The organism is Granulicella sp. S190, assembly GCF_009766095.1.
In the GTDB taxonomy this organism is placed as follows: domain Bacteria; phylum Acidobacteriota; class Terriglobia; order Terriglobales; family Acidobacteriaceae; genus Edaphobacter.
Genome location: NZ_LMUD01000014.1, coordinates 329,328 through 349,527 on the forward strand (window position 1 = coordinate 329,328; position 20,200 = coordinate 349,527).

The 20,200-nt window shown below is 58.0% G+C and carries 16 protein-coding genes and 1 pseudogene; 11 read left to right on the plus strand and 6 right to left on the minus strand.

Annotated elements, in window-relative coordinates:
- From GSQ94_RS07830 to sixA, 7 genes and pseudogenes are all read left to right on the plus strand, one after another.
- Positions 1–503 (plus strand): annotated as a pseudogene (locus GSQ94_RS07830) (BON domain-containing protein); the annotation flags it as partial.
- 163 nt (positions 504–666) lie between these two features.
- On the plus strand, positions 667–2,460 hold the full coding sequence (locus tag GSQ94_RS07835; protein WP_158943009.1) for a glycoside hydrolase family 57 protein: 1,794 nt from the start codon (positions 667–669) through the stop codon (positions 2,458–2,460).
- Between the two features lie 168 nt (positions 2,461–2,628).
- On the plus strand, positions 2,629–3,495 hold the full coding sequence (locus tag GSQ94_RS07840) for a hypothetical protein (RefSeq protein WP_254063726.1): 867 nt from the start codon (positions 2,629–2,631) through the stop codon (positions 3,493–3,495).
- On the plus strand, positions 3,495–4,151 hold the full coding sequence (locus GSQ94_RS07845) for a class I SAM-dependent methyltransferase (protein ID WP_158943011.1): 657 nt from the start codon (positions 3,495–3,497) through the stop codon (positions 4,149–4,151). The genes GSQ94_RS07840 and GSQ94_RS07845 overlap by 1 nt, the downstream gene beginning before the upstream one ends.
- 63 nt (positions 4,152–4,214) lie before the next feature.
- A complete protein-coding gene (locus GSQ94_RS07850; RefSeq protein WP_158943012.1) occupies positions 4,215–6,320 on the plus strand; it encodes a M1 family metallopeptidase in 2,106 nt (701 codons plus the stop codon).
- A 39-nt stretch (positions 6,321–6,359) separates the two neighbouring features.
- A complete protein-coding gene (locus tag GSQ94_RS07855; RefSeq protein ID WP_158943013.1) occupies positions 6,360–7,448 on the plus strand; it encodes a hypothetical protein in 1,089 nt (362 codons plus the stop codon).
- Between the two features lie 72 nt (positions 7,449–7,520).
- Complete coding sequence (sixA, locus tag GSQ94_RS07860) at positions 7,521–8,054, plus strand: phosphohistidine phosphatase SixA (protein ID WP_158943014.1); 534 nt, start codon at positions 7,521–7,523, stop codon at positions 8,052–8,054.
- Here sixA and GSQ94_RS07865 read toward each other — a convergent pair.
- A complete protein-coding gene (locus GSQ94_RS07865; protein ID WP_158943015.1) occupies positions 8,006–9,568 on the minus strand; it encodes a Ppx/GppA phosphatase family protein in 1,563 nt (520 codons plus the stop codon). The two genes, sixA and GSQ94_RS07865, sit on opposite strands and share 49 nt — an antisense overlap.
- A 133-nt stretch (positions 9,569–9,701) precedes the next feature.
- On the opposite strand from GSQ94_RS07865, the gene GSQ94_RS07870 reads away from it, so the two are divergent.
- From GSQ94_RS07870 to GSQ94_RS07880, 3 genes are all read left to right on the plus strand, one after another.
- A complete protein-coding gene (locus GSQ94_RS07870; RefSeq protein WP_158943016.1) occupies positions 9,702–11,873 on the plus strand; it encodes a glycosyltransferase family 39 protein in 2,172 nt (723 codons plus the stop codon).
- 126 nt (positions 11,874–11,999) lie between these two features.
- A complete protein-coding gene (locus GSQ94_RS07875; protein WP_254063727.1) occupies positions 12,000–13,940 on the plus strand; it encodes a glycosyltransferase family 39 protein in 1,941 nt (646 codons plus the stop codon).
- Positions 13,941–14,036: 96 nt separating this feature from the next.
- On the plus strand, positions 14,037–15,212 hold the full coding sequence (locus tag GSQ94_RS07880) for a glycosyltransferase (protein ID WP_158943017.1): 1,176 nt from the start codon (positions 14,037–14,039) through the stop codon (positions 15,210–15,212).
- A 46-nt stretch (positions 15,213–15,258) separates the two neighbouring features.
- On the opposite strand, the gene GSQ94_RS07885 is transcribed toward GSQ94_RS07880, so the two are convergent.
- Entirely contained in the window at positions 15,259–15,660 is a 402-nt protein-coding gene (locus tag GSQ94_RS07885) for a helix-turn-helix transcriptional regulator (RefSeq protein ID WP_158943018.1), read from the minus strand.
- Positions 15,661–15,793: 133 nt separating this feature from the next.
- Here GSQ94_RS07885 and GSQ94_RS07890 point away from each other — a divergent pair, with 133 nt between their 5' ends.
- Positions 15,794–16,801 (plus strand): SDR family oxidoreductase, encoded by a 1,008-nt coding sequence (locus GSQ94_RS07890; RefSeq protein ID WP_158943019.1) that lies wholly within the window; start codon positions 15,794–15,796, stop codon positions 16,799–16,801.
- A gap of 47 nt (positions 16,802–16,848) precedes the next feature.
- Here the strand turns inward: GSQ94_RS07890 and GSQ94_RS07895 are convergent, their stop codons facing one another.
- From GSQ94_RS07895 to GSQ94_RS07910, 4 genes are all read right to left on the minus strand, one after another.
- Complete coding sequence (locus GSQ94_RS07895; RefSeq protein ID WP_158943020.1) at positions 16,849–18,090, minus strand: DnaJ C-terminal domain-containing protein; 1,242 nt, start codon at positions 18,088–18,090, stop codon at positions 16,849–16,851.
- A gap of 49 nt (positions 18,091–18,139) precedes the next feature.
- Complete coding sequence (locus GSQ94_RS07900) at positions 18,140–19,042, minus strand: Fpg/Nei family DNA glycosylase (RefSeq protein WP_158943021.1); 903 nt, start codon at positions 19,040–19,042, stop codon at positions 18,140–18,142.
- Positions 19,026–19,625 (minus strand): hypothetical protein, encoded by a 600-nt coding sequence (locus tag GSQ94_RS07905; protein ID WP_254063728.1) that lies wholly within the window; start codon positions 19,623–19,625, stop codon positions 19,026–19,028. Before GSQ94_RS07905 ends, GSQ94_RS07900 begins: the two co-directional genes overlap by 17 nt.
- Positions 19,626–19,885: 260 nt before the next feature.
- On the minus strand, positions 19,886–20,056 hold the full coding sequence (locus GSQ94_RS07910; RefSeq protein WP_174240896.1) for a hypothetical protein: 171 nt from the start codon (positions 20,054–20,056) through the stop codon (positions 19,886–19,888).
- Positions 20,057–20,200: the final 144 nt, after the last annotated feature.

The following is a 20,200-nucleotide window of genomic DNA, read 5'->3' on the forward strand; positions in this document are numbered from 1 at the left end:
GAGATAGCTTCACCGGTACCGTTGCTACCGACGTCATCGTCGACGGCCTTGTTGTTATTCGTCAAGGAACTCCAATCTCCGGTCGCGTCTCTGCAGTCCAGGAGGCAGCCCACTATAAAGGCAATTCCTTACTCACCGTTGAACTCACCAGCATTAATCGACGTGGCGAAAGACTCGCAGTCACCACGGAGCCATACAGCGTACAAGGCAAGGGCCGCGGTAAGAACACCGCAGAAAAGGTTGGAGGAGGAGCTGCCGTCGGTGCGATCCTTGGAGGCATCCTCGGCGGTGGCAAAGGAGCCGCCATCGGCGCAGCAGCAGGCGGAGGCGTCGGAGCTGGAGCTAACACCATCACTCGCGGAGAACAGGTTCAAATCCCGTCGGAAAGTCTTATCCGCTTCCGCCTCACCAACACCCTCTCTCTCAAGATCTCAACCAAAACTTCCGAAGGCGCTGCTAACCCAGACCTGCAATCACGACCTGAACGACAGCCACCTCAATAGTTAAAAGCCTGCATCTAACTATTGAGCACAGGCGAAGCCATCTTTTGCGTAGGCTTTTGTGCCTGAAATACATCGCCAAAGACGAAGTCCAGCACGATTCGCAGCATCGGCGTAAACCGCCGCGCCGCTGTCCTAACCTCAAGTTGCTTGAATAGGTGTTTCGTTGAAGAAGACCGCCGACAATGCGTCTCGCCCCGCAGGATACCTTACCTTCACCCTGCATGCGCATCTGCCCTATGTCGTCAATCATGGCACGTGGCCTCATGGTCTGGAGTGGCTCCACGAAGCGGCCGCTGAAACTTATCTTCCCTTTCTTCGCATGCTCAAAAATCTTGAACGAGACAAAATTCGCTTCAACTGTAACCTCAATCTTTCGCCAATCCTACTGGAACAGCTCTCTCACCCCGTATTCCTCGCCGAGTTTCCAAACTATCTCACTCGCAAGATCGTCGCGGCGCGCGAGGATGAAGCTTATTTCCTGCAATCAGGAGATGACCATTTCGCCGAAACTGCCAGGTTCTGGCAGCGCTTCTTTACGCAGGCCTTGGAAGACTTCAATCGCTTCGATCGCGACCTCATAGCCGCCTTCCGGCACTTCAACGATATCGGTCTTATTGACATCATCACCTGCGGAGCCACCCACGGATATCTGCCGCTTCTTGGTACCGACGAAAGCGTTCGAGCTCAGGTCCGCACTGCTGTCAACACACACCTTCGCCACTTCGGCAAAGCACCGCGCGGCATCTGGGCACCCGAGTGCGGCTATCGTCCCGCTGGCCTTTGGAGCTATCCCGTTCCCAACGCCGATGGAAGCCACACGCCTTCTCCATTCCACCGCATCGGTGTCGAACAAGCCCTCTCCGAGTCCGGTCTGGAATTCTTCTTCGTCGACACTCATCTCGTCGAAGAATCCAGCCGCTCTCCATCGCCTTATCAACTCCTCAGCGGAAACACACCGAGCGATCCCGAGTTCGAGCGTCTGGCCCACGAGCCGCATCGCTCGCTCTATCAGCCGTACTATGTCGAAGGCCCCTACGACAAGAGTCTCGCCACCACCATCTTTCCCCGCGATCCGCGCACCGGCATTCAAGTCTGGTCTGGAGACTCCGGCTATCCCGGCGACAGCGTCTACCTCGACTTTCATAAGAAACGCTGGCCCGGTGGTCATCGCTACTGGCGTGTCACCGGCTCCAGGGTCGACATGGGCGACAAACAGCCCTACTATCCCCACGAAGCCTCTGAACGGACCAAAGCTCACGCCAGCCACTTCGTCCATCTCGTCTACGACGCGCTGAAGTCGGGCTTCAACGACAGCATCCCTCCCATCCTTTGCTCGCCCTTTGATGCCGAACTCTTCGGCCACTGGTGGTTCGAAGGCGCACTCTGGCTGGAAGCCGTCGCCCGCAATCTTCATGAATTCGAGTCGGGAATCCAACTCATCAGTTGCGCCGAATACCTCGACCAGTACCCGCGGGCCGGCTTCATCTCCATGCACGAAGGCTCTTGGGGGGCTGAAGGTACCAATCAGGTCTGGCTCAACCCGGAGACCAGTTGGACGTATACCCACATCTATCCGGCTGAACTTTATACGCGAGACGTCTGCACCGGTGGCCTTTGGCGCAGATCGGGGCTAGGCAAGAGAATCCTGCAACAAATCTGCCGCGAACTTCTCCTCCTTGAATCCTCCGATTGGCAGTTCCTCATCACTACCGGCGCCGCGCGCGACTACGCCGAGATCCGCTTTCTCACCCATAACGACCAGTTCAATGAAGTGAAGTCCCTCTGGCAAAACTTCGAATCGACCGGCGCAATCACCAAAGCCGAGGAAGCTCGCCTCACAGAGATTGAACTCCGCGACAGCGTCTTTCCTGACATTGATCCCGGCCTGTGGGCCGCCGGAGCATCGGAAGTCCGACCTGAACCACCCATCCCTTATCCCGTCGAAACCACAGCGTGACGCAGCGAAACCATCATGATTCAAACGTCTTCGTCAACAACGCTCTCGTGGAATCTTTACTCGTCAAAACTTTCCAAAGACTGTCTTCAATAGCGGCGTCACCTGGGTAAACCATACTCCTGCCCCACGAATTGTGAAGATGTATCGCATCATAGATACATGGCGGTCATGTCTCCAGTTTCACGGGATCAACGAAATTACTCCCCAGCCTCATTGCTCGCTCTCTGGCATCTCCTGTCGCTCGATGCCCCTACTGTCGCCTCGCTCTGGATCTGGTTCATCGCCTCTGCCAACCACCTCCGGCTTTCCTTCCTCAGTGTCATCGCAATGTTCCTGGCCGTCTGGATGCTTTATGCCGCCGACCGCCTCTTGGACGCCCGTCTGATCGGAACACCGGAGAGCAGCGAACTCGAGGCACGTCACTACTTCCACAGTCGCCATCGACGTGCTTTCCTTATCGCGATCCTCGTTACCTCTGCCGCCCTTGCGCTCCTTCTTCCTCACCTTGAAGCAGAAGCTATACATCTCTATCTCGTCCTCGGCGTTCTGCTCTTTGGGTACTTCATCCTCATCCACGTCACTCGTAGCGCTCACCGTCTGCCAAAGGAGATTGCAGTAGGCCTCTTCTTCGCAGCAGCCACCTTCATCCCTACCGTCGCTCGCCGGCCCGGCCTCCGCATCGAACTCCTCCCTCTGGCAATTCTCTTCGCTGCTCTATGCAGTCTCAACTGCCTCTTCATCTATGACTGGGAGCACAGCACTCTGTCTCATTCCGACCATCCTGCACACGCCGCCACCCGTATCGCACTTCGGCACCTAAGGATAATCGCCGTTGCTCTCATTCTGCTTAGCTCCTCGGTCGCAGTCTTTGATCATCAAGCTCCATGGCCGATCTCGGTCGCGATCGTTGTCGCTGCAATACTGCTTCTCCTCCTGCATGAAGCTCGCCATCGCATGGCACGCCTCACCCTCCGAAGTCTCGCCGACCTCGCTCTCATCTCACCCCTCCTGGTAACACCGTGGCTCCGCCGATAATGCCTGATCAACCTAACTTCGACTTCATCGCACGCCCCTATCGCTCGCTTGAATACTTGACTCTCGGTCGCGCCCTCGAACGCTGCCGCCTGCACTTTCTTCCGAATCTCATCCAACAGAGACGAGCCTTGGTGCTTGGAGACGGAGACGGACGTTTCCTAGCTGAGCTCTTCGTCCAAAATCCACAACTCGTCGCCGATGCGATCGACACCAGCGCCACCATGTTGCAACTCCTCCGTCAACGCTGCGAAGCACGGGCCCCCGAATCATCCAGTCGTCTGACTACCTGCCAAACCAGCGCTCTCCTCTGTCCTCTCGGCAAATCGTATGACCTGGTCATCACTCACTTCTTCCTGGATTGCCTCAACCAGTCCGATCTCGAAAATCTAGTCAACCGCATCACCCCTCGCTTATCCACCGGCGCCCTCTGGCTGATCTCGGACTTCCATATTCCCCAGGGCCTCATGCATCTTCCAGCCAAACTCATGGTACGGAGCCTCTACCTGGCGTTCCGAATCCTCGCCGGCCTCCGCACCACGCAACTCCCCGATCACGTCACACCCATCCGGCAAGCAGGCTTCAACAGGGTCGCTCAACAGAATCGGCTGTTCGGTCTACTCACTACCGAACTCTGGCAGTTCAACCCGGCCTCGTAAATTCACTCGTAGACATGAAAAACTTTTCCGCCTCAAACTCCAAACCACACCTACAATCCCTCTATGCCGCGCAACCACTCACTGACCGTTGCTGCACTCTTCCTCTTTCCGCTTGCCACCACCGCTCAGACAACTCAACAAACCAGCATCGCAACCAACAGCCCTGACGGGAAGCCCCTTTCAACACGAGTCGTCGCCTACGACATCAATGCAAAGCTGGACACCGGCAAAAAGACCCTCGACGCCACCGAGACTCTCACCTACAAAAACCTTACCGGCCAACCCATCTCTGCAATTCCCTTTCACCTCTACCTCAATGCCTTTCGCCCCGAGTCTACCTTCACCAGTGAAACGCACTTCATTGGTGGCCCGCGCGGCTCCGACGACGAAGACAACTACCCTTCAGAAAAACTTGGCAGTATCACCATCTCTCACATCGATGGCGACGGATACGGTGACCTCACCTCCGCAATGCACTTCATCGCTCCTGACGACGGCAACTCCGAAGACCACACCGTAGCCGAGCTCACCCTTCCTCACCCCCTCAACCCCAACGAATCCATCACCCTCCATCTCGCATTCCACGATGTCTTTCCCCTCTCCGTTGCGCGCAACGGCTATAAACGCGACTTCATCATGGGAGGCCAATGGTATCCAAAGCCCGGAGTCTTCTGGCGCGGAGCCTGGAACTGCCACCAGTATCACGCGGCCACCGAGTTCTTCTCCGACTTCGCCACATTCAACGTATCGCTCACCTTGCCCCGTCGCTATCTGGTAGGCGCCAGCGGAGTCCCCACCGGCGAAGTCATCAATACCGACAACACGAAAACCCTCACCTTCTACGGAGAAGACATAGGCGACTTTGCATGGGCGGCCAGCCCCAACTTCACCACGACTGACGGCATCTACCTCTCTTCTCTCGGACCCGTAAAGATCCACGTCCTCGCGCTCGCCGCCCATCCTAAAGCCGGTGCTCGCTACCTCGACATCATGCAGAAGACGCTGGCGGACTACGACCATCGATACGGTCCTTACCCGTACAAAATCATTACCGTCATCGATCCTGAGCCCGATTCGGAGATGGGAGGCATGGAATACCCAACCCTTTTCACCGGCGAAACCTCGTGGTACGAGCCCACCTATCTCACAGAGCAAGCCACCGAACATGAGTTCGGTCACCAATACTGGTACGGCATGGTCGCCACCAATGAGTTTGAAGACGCCTGGCTCGACGAAGGGATTAACTCTTACACCGAAGTCACCGTCATGAACGATATCCTCGGTCACAACACATCCATATTCGGCCGCTCCTACGCCAGCGTTGGCGACACTACGCTGCGCCGTTTCAACTACGTCTCCCGACCCGACTTCGATCCAGTCACTCGATGGGCCTTCAAGTTCCGCGACTTCAACTCCTATGGCGCAATCACATACGGCAAATCCGCAACTTTGCTGGCCACACTCGAAGGCATCATTGGCCGCGACACCATGGAAGAAGCCATGCGCACGTACTTCCTGCGCTATCGCTTTACCCATCCCACCACTGAAGACTTCCTTCGCACCATCGAAGAGGTCGCCATCAAAAACGGCCGTGCTACTGCCATCGGCGGCACAGTTCTAAACCGCTCTCTTCAGACTGTCTCCCACATCGAGCCATCTCAACCCACCCACCAGACCAGTCTCGCCGCAGTCTTCAACTCCGCGGCAACTCCCCAGGTTGTTCCGGTCTCCAGCCTTCGGCCCTTCTTCGATCAGGCCGTCTACGGAACTCAACTGCTTGATTACTCCGTAAGCACTGTCTCTTCAGACCCGGTCAAATGGTGGCTCCCACAGCCCAAAAATACAAAGCAGATCCAATATCTTTCCACCGTATATCTGCGACGCAAGGGCGACTTTATCTTTCCCGTCACCGCAGAAGTCATCTTTGACGACGGAACTCGTCTACGCGAGCACTGGGACGGCGTCGATCGATGGACCAAACTCACCTACATCCGCAACGCGAAGATTCGCTCCGTAGAGATCGACCCCGATCACATCATCCTGCTCGATAAAGATCTGTTCAACAACAGCTACGTCACGACGGCAAACAATATCCCGGCACGCAAAATCTCGAACCTCTGGTTGAGCTTCCAGCAACTTCTGGCACAACTTTCCTCTTGGATCGTCTGATCACCCTCGATACAGCAACCTCTCGTAAAGGTCCTCAGCATGCTTGAACGCCGAAACATCTTTCTCCATGGGCTTCTCCTCACCCTCCGACGATTTCCCGCAGTACTTTGGAGCTACGTCTTCAACCTTGGACTAGCCTTGCTCTTCTCCATTCGTCTTCACAGCCAGTTCAGTTCGATCATGGACCACTCCATCGAAGCGCAACGCCTCACAGGCGGTTTTGATCTGGGCACTGCCGCCAATTCTCTCCTCCGTCTCCAGGACGGTCCGTCCGGCGGAAGCGCTGGCGCTTTCTCCTCCATACCGCTTTACCTCCTCCTCTACTTCCTGCTCGTTCCTGGCACTCTCTTCTGCTACCAGACCAAAAGCCCCGCCCGTCTCAGCACCCTCTTCCATCAGGGCCTCCTCTTTTTCTGGCGCTTCGTTCGCATCACTATCCTCACGATCCTCGTCTCTGCTCTCATCCTCGGCCCACTGGCATTTCTACAAACCAAATGGGCCGAGCATGTCGACGAGCACGCGGTGGGTCGTCACGCCTTCTTCGCGACCCTGGCCGGCTACATCATCCTCTTCCTCGTCGCTTCCATCCTTCGTCTCTACTTCGATCTCGTCGAGGTCTACACTGTCCAACTCGGCCTACATCTGCGCCGCAGCGGCAAACCCGACCGCCGCGTCCGCCGAGCCCTCGGTCCCGCCTGGCGAACCCTGCGCACTCACTTCTCTCAGGCGTGGCCCATCTTCCTCTTTCTAACCCTCCTTGGAGCCGCCGCCGTCATCCTCACCGCGCGCACCTCCATGCACATGCTTGCGCAGCCTCGAGTCTGGCCCACCTTCCTGCTCGCCCAACTCGGTCTGTTCGTCCTTCTCTTCACCCGCTTCTGGCAGCGCGCAGCCGAGACCTCTCTCGCTCTCCAGAACCCCATCTTTACTTCATCCCCTCTACCGATTCTTCCCATCGTAGGTAAAGTCAACCCGGCAGACCCCCTGCATCCCAGCCGCTTGAGCTCTAAAGATCAACCATGGCACAATCCCATCGACCCGATCCCGAACCCCGAACCCGCATCCCCCTCCCTCGACGAGCCCGACCCCGGAGTGTTCCATCACGACCCAGCCAAACCGCCACAGTAGCCGCACATCTCACCTCTCATCAACCACCGGCTACACTCCACATGTGGGCCTGCGGTAAAATGTGAATAGATTATGAATTTGTATATTCTTCGCCACGCCAGCGCTGGTCTTCGCCGAGCAAACCCCCTCCTGGACGTGAAGCGTCCCCTCGACAAGGAAGGGAAAAAGCACAGCCTTCAACTCGCCTACGTCCTGAATGCATTGAACATACAGTTCGACCTGATCGTCTCGAGCCCGCTCAAGCGCAGCCTCCAGACCGCCTCCATGATCGGGACAGAGACCGGCTACGAGGCTCAGATTCTGCAATCCAACGCGCTAGCCCCGTCAGCCACGATCAAAGACTTCCAAAAACTCCTCCGCGAGTGCTCCGACCGCGAAAACGTCCTCGTAGTAGGTCATAACCCCAACCTCTCCAGCTTTTTAGGCTCGCTTCTCGTACCGGCAGCCAGCCCTGAAGCCAGAATCCGCCTCCGCAAAGGCTCAATCGCTCGTGTCGTCCTCACCCGCGGCCCTGCCGTCCTGCAAACGCTTCTGGACCCACGCACCGTTCGCGCGCTCTATGCTACCTCGACGAAGAGCTCCCGCCGAAAGACCTCGCGGAAGTAGGCCGCCTCTTTCTTTAGTGACCAAGCCTCCAACTCTGCCCCGCCGCGGCCCGGCACCAGCTCCAGCAGCACTCGCTTCGGATACACATGTGTCTTCATCTGGAGCACGGCACTCGCTCTGTCCTGGTTCAGCGCCACCGCAAGTCGTAGTAGCACCACCGCCCTCGACACATTCCCATGCTCTTCCACAGGAATCCACCGCATCGGTCGATCCAGCGGGTCCGGTCTGCTCTTGCCCATGTATCTGGCAACTGCACTGACAATCATGCGCTGCTCCGGAGAAAATCCAAAGATCTCCGAGTTCGCAATGATGTACTGGGTGTGCCGGTAGTGTCCCTGGTGATTCATAAACTTGCCGACATCCTGCATCATCGCCGCAGCCTCGAGCCACAGCCGATACTCTTCCGGAAGCTCATGCACGCGAGCCAGCGCATCGAACAGCTCCACCACGTGCTGTCTTACCGGCTCCACCTTTCGCTGCTCGATCCCATACCTCTCGCAAACCTCAAGAACACCAGCCCACCGCTCGCTCTCAATCTTCTGGTGCACCGACGTCCGTAGATCTACCTCAGCCAGCATCTGCGCCAGCATTCCGTCCCGAAGCCCCAGCGGCGAGTAGCGAAATCCCTTCAGCCCCATCCGCTCCAGCAGGCTCGCATACACCTGCGAACCGCCGACGATGATCTCTGACCGGCGCGGCCCGATCCCCGGCACCGCCTCTCGATCCGCATTGTTCATCTTCGCCAGACGATCCGCCAGCCTTCGCACATCGGGAGTATCTGCGGTAAGCGCCCCCACCCGCTCCAGCCGCTTCTTCGCCAGCGTCTTCTTCACCGCTCGGCCCTTCCGAACATGTCCGCTGGCCTCCGCCAAAGCGGCCGCGGTGCCCGAAGTCGCAATCACCAGCCCCACCCGCGGCGTACCCAGCTTCTTCTCAGCCCGCTTCAGCTCGCGATCGATAAACTGCTTCAACCGCGCAATATCGTCCTTCGCCGGCGGGTCGCTCCGCAGAAACTCCTCCTGCAGCCGCACCGCCCCCAATGGCATACTCACCATCGACTTGATCCGTCCGCCATCCGAAACCGTCACCTCGCAGCTTCCGCCGCCCAGGTCGATCAGCAGGCACCGCCCCCGCGCTCCAACCTCATGCGTCACCACCCCCAGGTGGATTAGCCGCCCCTCCTCTAACCCCGAGATCACCTCGACGTTCCATCCCGTCGTCGACTTCACCCACTCCGTAAACGCAGCCGCATTCCGGGCGTCCCGCATCGCACTCGTCGCGACCACGCGCACCTTATCCACCACATGCACCTGAACCGCTTTGTGAAAGCGCTTCAGCGCACGAATCGTCGCCGCCATCGCCTCCGGCGAGATAACCCCCGTCTGAAAGACACTCTCTCCCAGCCGCGTCACCTCGCGGTCTTCGTGCAGCGTCTTCAAACGGTGCATCTGAACCGTTGAAATCTTCAGACGGCACGAGTTCGACCCAATATCGATCGCGGCAAACGTAGGCATAGTTCTCGGGTCACCTCAGGGAGCAGAAATCCCACCATCAGCAGATTACATCCCACCGCTGAATCTCGGGCTCCTTCAGCTTTGACAGTTATTTACCCTCTATCCCATTTATGCTTAGAGAGCACCCGAAATCATGACTAACGACACCCTATTTGAACCAATCGCCCAACCCAAAGCAACGCTTGACACCTGTACCCCCCGACGCCCCACCGCTCTCCTCGTTCTTACCGGTCTCTGGCTCATCATCTTCTTCGCCGCGCTCTTCTCGCCACCGCTACTCGACGACGCCGACGCGACCCACGCGAACGCAGCTCGTCACATGGCCCTCTCCGGCGATCTCGTCACCCTCCGCGTCGACGGCATCCGCTATCTCGAAAAAGCGCCACTCCCTTACTGGCTGGGTGCGCTCAGCTTCCGCATCTTCGGCTTCAACACCTTCGCCGCCCATCTTCCCGAGGCCATCGGCGTACTCCTTCTCGCGTTCCTCGGCTACTTCTGGGCTCTCCGCGCCTTCAACGCCAGGGCTGCCTTCTACACCGGCCTCACAACTCTTACTACTGTCGGTGTCTTCCTCTTCACTCGCTACTACATTCCCGAGGTTCTGCTCACTCTCTTTCTCTGCGTCGCGCTTTACTGTCTTCTCACTTGTCTAAAGCCACTCGCAAAGGAGCAAACAGGAGCAAGTAAAGCCGTCTTCTCTGCCTCGATCTATGCGTGGCTTATGTGGTGCGCTCTCGCCCTCGCCGTCCTCACCAAGGGCCTCGTAGCTCTCATCTTTTTCTTCGGCGCAGCGATCTTCTATCTCGCACTCAGCGGCGAATATAAACATTGGCGCAGACTAAAACCCTTCACCGGCATCGTTCTCTTCCTGGCAATCGCCGCCCCCTGGCACGTCCTCGCTGGCCTTCGTAACACCGGCGGCATGAACGGCCATGGCTTCTTCTGGTTCTACTTCATCAACGAGCACGTCCTGCGCTTCCTTGGCCGTCGCTACCCCCGCGACTACAACAAGCTTCCCGGCTACCTCTTCTGGAGCCTCCATCTCGTCTGGCTCTTTCCCTGGTCGCTCTTCGGCGGAGCGCTCATCCACCAGGCCTACACCGCCTTCCAGCGCTATCGAAAAAACAACCCTCCACTGGTTGATGAAGCCAGAACCTTCTACTGGCAGCCCTACGCTGTTGTCGTCGTCGGACTCATCCTGCAGAATGCCCTCAAAATCCCTTACCTCTTCACGCTCTTCGTCGCATTGATTCTCTTTCTGCTCCACGGCCTGCGTCGTCGTCAGGCCAACTCTCCATCGGGCACCCCACTCCTTCTGGTCAATACCCTCGCCCAGCGCACTACCCTTCTCCTCAGCCTCTTCGCCTCTCTCGTCCTCGTCTTCTTCTCTCTCTCCACCAACCAGGAGTACTACACCTTCCCCTCGTATCTCGCGATCCTGATCCTCCTCGCCGCAGCTCTCACCCGCGCCGAACAGAGCTTCTCCTCTGACCGAGCCCTGCGTCGTTGGATCACCATCGCTCACGCCACCTTCACGATCCTCGGCGTAGCCATCGCCGTCACTCTTCTCTACGGCCTCTGGACCTCACGTCACCTTCCCTTCGTTCCTGACATTGGCGACCTCCTCGCTCACCGTGGCGTCGGCAACTACACCCTCTCCATGTCAGGCATCTTCGACCTCACCGGTCCAAGCTTTGCCGCCCTGCGCCTCCCTGCAACCCTCGCCGCCATCGCCTTCCTGGTAGGCCCCGCCACTGCCTGGTTTCTTCGCTCACAACGGCGTCACCTCTCCGCAACCTTAGCTCTCGCCCTTACCTCGTCAGTCTTCTTTATCGCCGCACACATCGCCTTTGCCCGCTTCGCACCGATGCTCTCTTCCAGAAGCTTCGCCGACACCATTCAGCAACTTGAAGCCGACCATTCCATCTCCACCAACAACAGGGTCATCCTCTTCGGCGACCAATCCTACGGATCTTCGATCGCCTTCTACCTCGGGCATCAGGTCTCCCTCGTCGATGGACGCCGCTCGTCCATGCTCTTTGGCGGAACCTTCCCCGATGCTCCGCCCATCTTTCTTACCTCGCAGGATCTCCTCGCCGTCTGGGGTCACGGCGAACGCAAACTCCTCTTCGTTCCCATGGAAAAGCGCGACGTGGTCGATCAGCTTCTCGGTGATCACAAAATCCTTCTCTTTCAGAGCTCCGGAAAAGCACTCTACACCGACCGCCCTCTAGACACGACGGTCAAGACGAGCAGCAATACTCTTTCCTTCAATCAACGCACGACGATGCGGCAGACTCCCTGATCCGAAGATTTGTAGACCGATTCTTAAAGTATCCGAATCGCAGCAGCGGGTTATCTGGCAAATAGATCTCCTGCACCAACCCAAACCATCGACTCAGAACCAACTAACTCTCTACGAAGAAACCTAGTGCACGAGACCTCTCCCCAAAACGCCACGCCGCGCCGTCTCTGGAGTCCAGTCTCTCTCGTCATCATCTTTTTTCTATGGTTCATCCTCCAGGTCGGAGGCCTCTTCAGCCCCGGTCTCCTCGACGATGTCGACTCCATCTACATCGAAATCGCCCGAGAGATGCTCCAGCGTCACGACTTCGTCACCCCATACATCGACGGCGTTCGCTTCTTCGATAAGCCTCCCCTGATGTATTGGATGGCTGCTGGCTCCATGCACCTCTTCGGCATCCATGACTGGGCTGCCCGGCTCCCTCTCGCCATTGCCGTCCTCGCTCTCCTCCTCGCGGTCTATGCTCTCGGCATTCGCCTGTTCGCCATAAACTCTCCCGTGGACAAACCCGATCGCGGCGGATTCTACGCAGCAATCGCGATGGCCACCAGCATCGGTCCCTACCTCTACACGCGCTTCTACATCCCGGACATCCTCATCGCTCTCTGGATGACCCTCGCCGTCCACCTCTTCCTCATCGCACTGGACCGCCTTCAGCCAGACCGCAACGCAACCTCATCCCGGCCATATCGATCTGCGCTTCTACCTTGCCTAGCGTTTGCCGCCGTCATGGCAGCAAACGTTCTCACCAAAGGTCTTATCGGCCTCGTCTTTCCCATTGGCTTCGTCCTTCTGTACCTGACCTTCACAAAACAACTCGGCCTGCTTCTGAAACTTCATCTCCTCCCCGGCACTGCGGTCTTCCTTGCTCTTGCAGCGCCGTGGCACATCCTCGCTGCTCTACGTTCTCCTGCCATCCCTCTCCCTGCCAGCCTCGGACTACCGGCAACCGGAGGCTGGGCATGGTTCTATCTCTACAACGAGCACATCGCTCGCTTCCTCTCAAAGCGCATCCCCCACGACTACGGTCAAACTCCCGTCTGGCTCTTCTGGCTCTACCTCGCCATATGGATCATGCCCTGGACCATCTTCCTGCCGGGCGCCATTGCAGAACACCTCCGCACCCTTCGCCACCGCACATCCGTTCTCACCACAAACGCTCTCACGCTGTCACGCGAGCACGAAGCCGCTCTCTCCCTCATTCTCTGGTGCCTCCTCGTCATGGGATTCTTCTCCCTCTCCAGCAGGCAGGAGTACTACTCCATTCCAGCCATCCCCTCCCTTTGCCTTATGGCCGGAGGTCTCCTCGCCCAGGCAGACAAAACTCCGCGATCCTCGCCCCTCGGAGCAATTGCTGGCAAGAGCGCCCTTGTCTGGCATCTCTCCCTACTTCTGCCTTTGGCTACGATCCTCACCATCGTCTGCGGGTACTTCGCCATCACCGCGCCACACCTCGCACCCGGAGCCGACCTCGCTTCGCTCCTCAACTCCAATCCGGACTTTTACAACCTCTCACTCGGCCATCTCTTCGACCTCACCGGAGACGCCATGGGACTCTTCCGTGGTCCACTCATCGCCGTCGCTCTCAGCATGCTTGGCATCGGTCCTGTCAGCTACCTTCTACGTCGTCGCTCGCTTACCTACGCCGCCAATCTCGTCTTGGCCACAGCCATGACCATCTGTCTCCTCGCAGCTCACGAAGGCCTCGTCCGCTTCTATCCCGTCCTCGGCTCCAAAGGGCTTGCTCTTACCGTCAAAAAAGAGCTTCGCCCCGGAGATCGCGTCATCATCGATGGCTGGCTCTCCTCCGGCTCCTCCATCCTCTTCTACACCGGCCAGCAGGCAGGCCTCGTCAACGGAAGAATCTATGGCCCCTGGTATGGCTCCTTCTGGCCCGACGCTCCCCCTATCTTCGGCACCGAGGATGGCCTGCGGCAAGCGTGGCCCGGCCCGCAAAGAATCTTCCTCCTCACCTTCAGCAAGCAGCGCGCCGACGACCTGACACGCTTCGCTCCCGTCCATCTGCTTGCTTCAGAAGGAGGTAAGTTCATCCTCTCCAACCGCTAACCCCCTTTTTAGCCGAGATTTCAAACCACCAGCCTTGACCTTCAAACTTCGGCAGTTTGGCACAACAGAACCCCAGCCGATATCCTTGTACGAGTTATGTCTGCCACCCTGCTCCTGATCGGTCGAGCTGCTCTGATAGTCGGTTTCCTCGGCACGCTCACCGCTGGAGTCTCTTTCCTGCTGGCGGTGATAGGGGGGCGTTATCTTCTCACACACCGCAACACCAGCGGCAGCTACGCTCCTCCGGTAAGCATTCTCAAGCCTCTCCACGGCAAGGAAATGGGCCTTGAGGAGAATCTCGAAAGCTTCTTTACCCAGAACTATCCTGACTTTGAGCTCATCTTCTGCGCCAGATCGCTCTCCGATCCTGGAATGGTCTGCGCCCAGGAGATCGCCCGCAGATTCCCCTCAATCTCCACCCGCTTCATCGCATCGGGGGAGCCCCTCTGGCAGAATCCCAAGATCTTCTCCATGTCGCTTCTTCTCGAAGCAGCGAAGCACGAGATCATCCTCTTCTCTGACAGCGACGTTCGCGTCAGCCCCACTTACCTCCACGATATTCTGCAGCCTCTTGCGGACCCGGCTGTCGGACTGGTCACCTGCACCTTCCGCGGCAAGCCATCGGCAAACACCTCACTCCTTACCGCTCTCACCCAGACCGTCGAATTCTCCAGCGGTGTTCTCACCGCAAATCTCCTCGAAGACATTAAATTCGGCCTTGGCCCCACTCTTCTCACCCGAAAAACCGCCGTCGAGCAGATCGGTGGATTTAAAAATATGGAAGATCTGTTAGCCGATGACTTCTGGCTCGGCAACCGCATCGCCGAAAAGGGCTACAAGGTCATCCTCTCCACAGCCATCGTCGATCACTGCATTAACTACGGAACCATCCTCGCCGGTCTCCATCATCAGATCGACTGGATGAAGAACACTCGCTGCTCCCGTCCCGCAGGCCACCTCGGCACCGGCCTTACTTACGCCATGCCCTTCGGCATCCTCGGTTGTCTCGCAGCATTCGCTATCGGACGCCCAACGGTAGGCCTTTGGCTTCTCTTCGCAGCGCTCGTAAACCGCTGGCTGCAAGCCCTGCTCATCGGCTTCGTTGTCATGCGAGACCGTCTCTCTCTCGTCTACTTCTGGCTCTATCCCCTCTGCGATCTGCTCGGCTTCTACAGTTGGGCCGCAAGCTACTTCGGTCGGGAGATCATCTATCGTGGCGAACGCTACCGCATCAATCCCGGCGGCGTCCTCGTACGGCTGGAACCCAGATAAAACGTCCAAGAGCCATCTTCGCATTCACCCGCAAGCCAGGCACTCCTCACCCGTTCTTCTTATCCTTCCGCCCCGGGATCACCACCTGCCGCCGTGTAGGAACAAGACCAACACCCGGTTGCGTCTGTTGCTGCATCCTCGTCAACATCTCCGTCCGAACATAGTCCACAAAACCCTGCATCTGCCGGTTCATCTCCTCCATCCTCTCCCGCATCTGCAGCACAATCGCGATCCCGGCGATGTTCACCCCCAGATCGCGAGCCAGGTTCAAAATAAACTCCAGCCGCTCCAGGTCCTCATCTGTATAAAGCCGCGTATTCCCTTCACTCCGCGACGGCCGCAGCAGCCCCTCCCGCTCGTACAGACGCAGTGTCTGCGGATGAATCTCGTACATCTCCGCCACCGACGAAATCATGTACGCGCCTTTACTCTTCCGCTTTGTCGCCATAGATCCCAACCCCTGCCATCTCAACCCGGATCAACTGCTTTATCGAAGTCTAGCTCTTCAGCACATACGCAAGTCAAACAAACTCCGCTATGCTCAGCATTAGCATCACAGGATCAGCATCTCACCTATAACTATGAAGACCTCAAGAGCCGCCCTTCATGCTACTCAGATTCTTACCGGAATCGCCGCCATAGCCGCAGCCAAAGCCCTTATGCCCCGGCAAGAAAAACGTCGCCTCCGCGGACGGGTCGTGCTCATCACAGGCGGCTCCCGCGGCCTCGGTCTTGCTCTCGCACATCGCTTCGGTCGCTCTGGAGCGAAGCTTATCCTCGTCTCCCGCAACTCCGACGAGCTCACCCAGGCCCGAGAAACTCTCCTGACGCAAAACTCCGTCCAGCATCCCGACGATATCCTCCTCCTTCCCGCCGACCTCACCGACGAAGCCCAGGCCACTACGCTCGTCGACTACGCCGTCGGTTACTTTGGCCACATCGACATTCTCATCAACAACGCCGGCATCATCGAAGTTGGTCCCGTCGAAGACCAGCCCATCTCCGCCTACCACCGCGCTATGGCCACAAACTTCTTCGCCGCGCTCTACACCACCAGGGCAGCGCTCCCGCACCTGCTCCATCGCAGTCCAATCTATGACGGCGCCTCCATCGTCAACATCGCTAGCATCGGCGGCAAGTTCGCGATGCCTCATATGCTGCCCTACGTCGCCAGCAAATTCGCTCTCGTAGGCTTCTCACAAGGCCTCCACGCCGAACTACGCCACAAAGGGATCCGCGTCACCACCGTCTGTCCCGGTCTTATGCGCACCGGTGGCGAAGTCCACGCCCACTACACCGGTCAAATCAAGAAAGAAGAACGCTGGTTCACCCTCGCCGCAAAAACGCCTCTCATCGCATCCTCCGTTACCCATGCTGCCAATAAGATCTACAACGCCGTCACCGCTGGCCGCGCCGAGATTACCATCACGCCACAAGCGTGGCTTGCTGCCCGCGTAGTCGGTCTCGCCCCCGAAACCACCCAACTCCTCGCCAGCCTCGTCAATGAGTTCATCCTGCCCGCCCCGGCCGCCGAGCAGCTTTCACCCGGCTTCATCTCGGAAGTCTCCGCTCAAATGCAACAGGGCTGATCGCATCCGCGACCAACCCCGCTCCGTAAAAGCTTTTTCGGCATTCATCACACTGCCGTGAATAAATCTTCGCGCGGATCCTCCGGGTTCAACTTCGCCAGCTCCCGTAGAATCTCCTTACTCCGCTCATCCTGCACCTTCGGCACCGCGATCTTCACCTCCACAATCTGATCGCCGCGCATACCCTCGCGCGAGGCCGATGGCACTCCCTTCTCACGTAGCCTCAGCTTCTGCCCCGTCTGCGTCCCTGGCGGAATCTTCAACTGCGTCCTTGCCCCGCCTTCATGGGTGTCGATCGTAGGCACATCGATCTTCGCTCCCAGCGCAGCCTCTGTCATTGTAACCGGAACGGTTACATAAATATCATCCGCGCTTCGCGTGAACACCGGATGCGTTCCCGCCTTGATAATCAAAAACAGATCCCCTGCCGAACCGCCGCTCGTTCCGGCATTGCCTTTTCCAGCCAGCCGAATCCTCTGCCCATCCCGTGTCCCCGCCTTGATGCGGAACTCCAGCGGCTCTCGCTTCGTCACTACTCCCTCGCCATCGCACGTCGGGCATGAGTTCTGCACCTTCCCTGACCCGCCGCACCGCGGGCATTGGATATTGAACTTCATCCGCCCGCCCATCTGCGTCACCTGGCCCGATCCATGGCACTCCGGGCACTCCACGCTTCCGCCTGTCGTCGACTTGCCCTTACACGTAGGGCAAACCTCCTGCCGCTGAATCTCCAGCCGCGCCACGCCGCCCCGCACAGCCGTCCAGAAATCAACACTCACCTGGTACTCAAGATCGGTACCCGGCTGCGGCCCACGCGCAGCCTGCTTCCCCCCGTTGAACATCCCGCCAAAGATATCCTTGAAGCTCCCGCCAAAGCCGCCACCACCAGTCTCCTGCTGCGAAGCCCGTCCACCCTGAAAGTCCGAAAAGTCAAAACCACCAAAGTCGAAGGGAACCTCCTGCCCGCCGCGCGGCCCTCGCTGCGCACCGCCATACCCTGCGGCCGCACCTCCGCCATAGCCTCCTCGAGCGGCAGCCTCCGCCGCAGCCGGATCGATGTTGTCCGAGTAAAAGCCGAACTGGTCGTAGACCTTCCGCTTCTTCTCGTCGCTCAAAACATCGTTCGCCTCGGAGATCTCTTTGAACTTCTCCTCAGCCTTCTTGTCATTCGGGTTTACGTCCGGGTGATACTTTCGCGCAGCCTTCCGAAACGCCTTGCGAATCTCCTCCGTCGTCGCCGTCTTCTTTATGCCTAGCGTGCCGTAATAGTCTTTCGTCTGTGTCGCCATAGTCTTCTTCCATTCTCTTACCAATGCGCCTCGAGCGCATCTCTAAACCTTACTCAACTTGTGAATCCGACCCCGCCTGGCACACCGGGCACCAGAAAAGATTCCGCCCCGCCATCACCTTGGTCAAAATCTTCGTGCCGCTGATCCAGCAAGGTCTTCCCTGCCGCCGATACACATAGTGTGCTTCTTCCTTCAGCACGGGCCCACTCTTATGCGGCCGGTCCTTTGGCTTCGTCGTCACAATCCTGCGGTCAATCATCCCCGCCTTCATCAACACACTCGCCTCCTTCCATATCGACCGTAGCGTACTCTCCTCTACCTCTCTCCCAGGCGTAAACGGGCTCAGCCGAGCCCGAAACAACAACTCCGCTCGATAGATATTTCCAATCCCAGCCGCCACCGACTGGTCCATTAACAGCTCCCCAATCGTCTTCTTGCTCTTCGCAATCCGCGCAATCATCTTCTCCGGCCCATCCCCATTCAACGGATCAGGCCCCAGCCTCTCCAGCAGCGCATCCCACTTCGCCTGCGAGTAGACCGAACAGTCCATCGGTCCACGCAGCTCCACCCACGCCACCTTCTCCGACGCAATATGCCCGCTCCCATCGTCATCCGAATACCATGCATGCCGCTTGCTCACACCCGGAACCACCGGCTTCTTCACCGCCGCTTCATTCCACATCCGCAGCCGCAGCGCGCCCCGCACATCCGGCAGTGGTCCAGAGCCCTCAGTAAAATCCCCCTGCAATCCAAGATGCACATGCAGAATCAAGTCTTCGCCAAAGTCATACCCAAGGTGCTTCCCTACAGCCAGCACCCGCCGCAGCTTTCTTCCATCAATCATCCCCGAATCGACAAACCGCCCCTGCGGTCCATCCACCCGAACCACCTTCCCGGCAAACGCCGCAGCGTGTCGGTCGGCCCATCGATGAATCTCATTTCCCTCTGGCATCTTCTCTCAACCTCGTCGCAGTCACTTGCATCTCACGCCATCGCCTAATCCGTCGCGGCCTTCCGCTTGCCTTCAACTCATACTGATAATGCTCAATAATGCGCTCGGGAGTCCACAAAGCCCAGTGCTCTCCTTTTTGCGTCTGCATTCTGTCCATCTGGATCTCGTCCATCTGCCGCATCATTCGTTGCAGATCTTTGTAGTGCTCCTGATAAGCGCTCTCTTCATTCTCAATCAGCGGTTGCATGTCCACATACACCGGCTGCGCCCACTCATAAAACGTGTGCCACACGTCATACACATCCAGGTGGCCTTTCTTCACCAGCAGCGACAGGTGCTCATAAAAGTCCAGCACTTCAAACGCATTCACCGGCGGATCCTCAACCGTCCATGCCTTCAATCCGGTAGCGTCCAGACGCGCCTCGGCCAGCCTCCGTCTCACCTCCACAAACTTCTCCGACAAAAAGAAGCTCAACTGCTTCTCAAGATTCTCGACAGCGCGATAGGCTCGCTCATGCCGCAGTTGAAGCCCGGCATAAGAGATAGCCCCGGCACTCGTTACCACGAGAGCTACTGTAGCCACTGCCTGAACCGCCTCCCAATTCACCACCAGATGCCCTCCAGCCTGCTTTGATGCACCTATCAAACGCCAAAAGCCTCGCGAACGCCTGCCCGCGCACCTCCGGGTCGAACAAATCTCCCCGAATCTCCAAGCCACAAACGACGAGGACGAGGCCGACGCACCTGGAGTCGCGCCTGCCTTCGTCCTCTTCTTCCTGCTAATCTCGATTCCTATCCAACCAGGAAGCGTCCCACCTCGTTCAGGCCCGCTTCATCAAAGCACTAATTCCAGATCTGCCGCGCTTCAATCGCCTCAATCGAAAACATCTGGTCCGGCTCCATCTGCTGCATCCGTTGCGCAAACTGCACCGCTTCTTCCTTCGTGTCGAACATCATCCGGTTGTACAGCCGGCCTGCGCGAACCTGGTCGCACTTCCACATCGTCTCGGTCATTGTCTTCCCTCCAAGCAATCGATTGAGTTCCAGGTTCTCCATCCAAAACGTCTCTGCGTATCTATCGTCCCTTTTTCGTTTATTGAACACAACACACCTTTCTGGTGATAGACGCACTCTACGCGTCAACCTCCCCAAACAGGA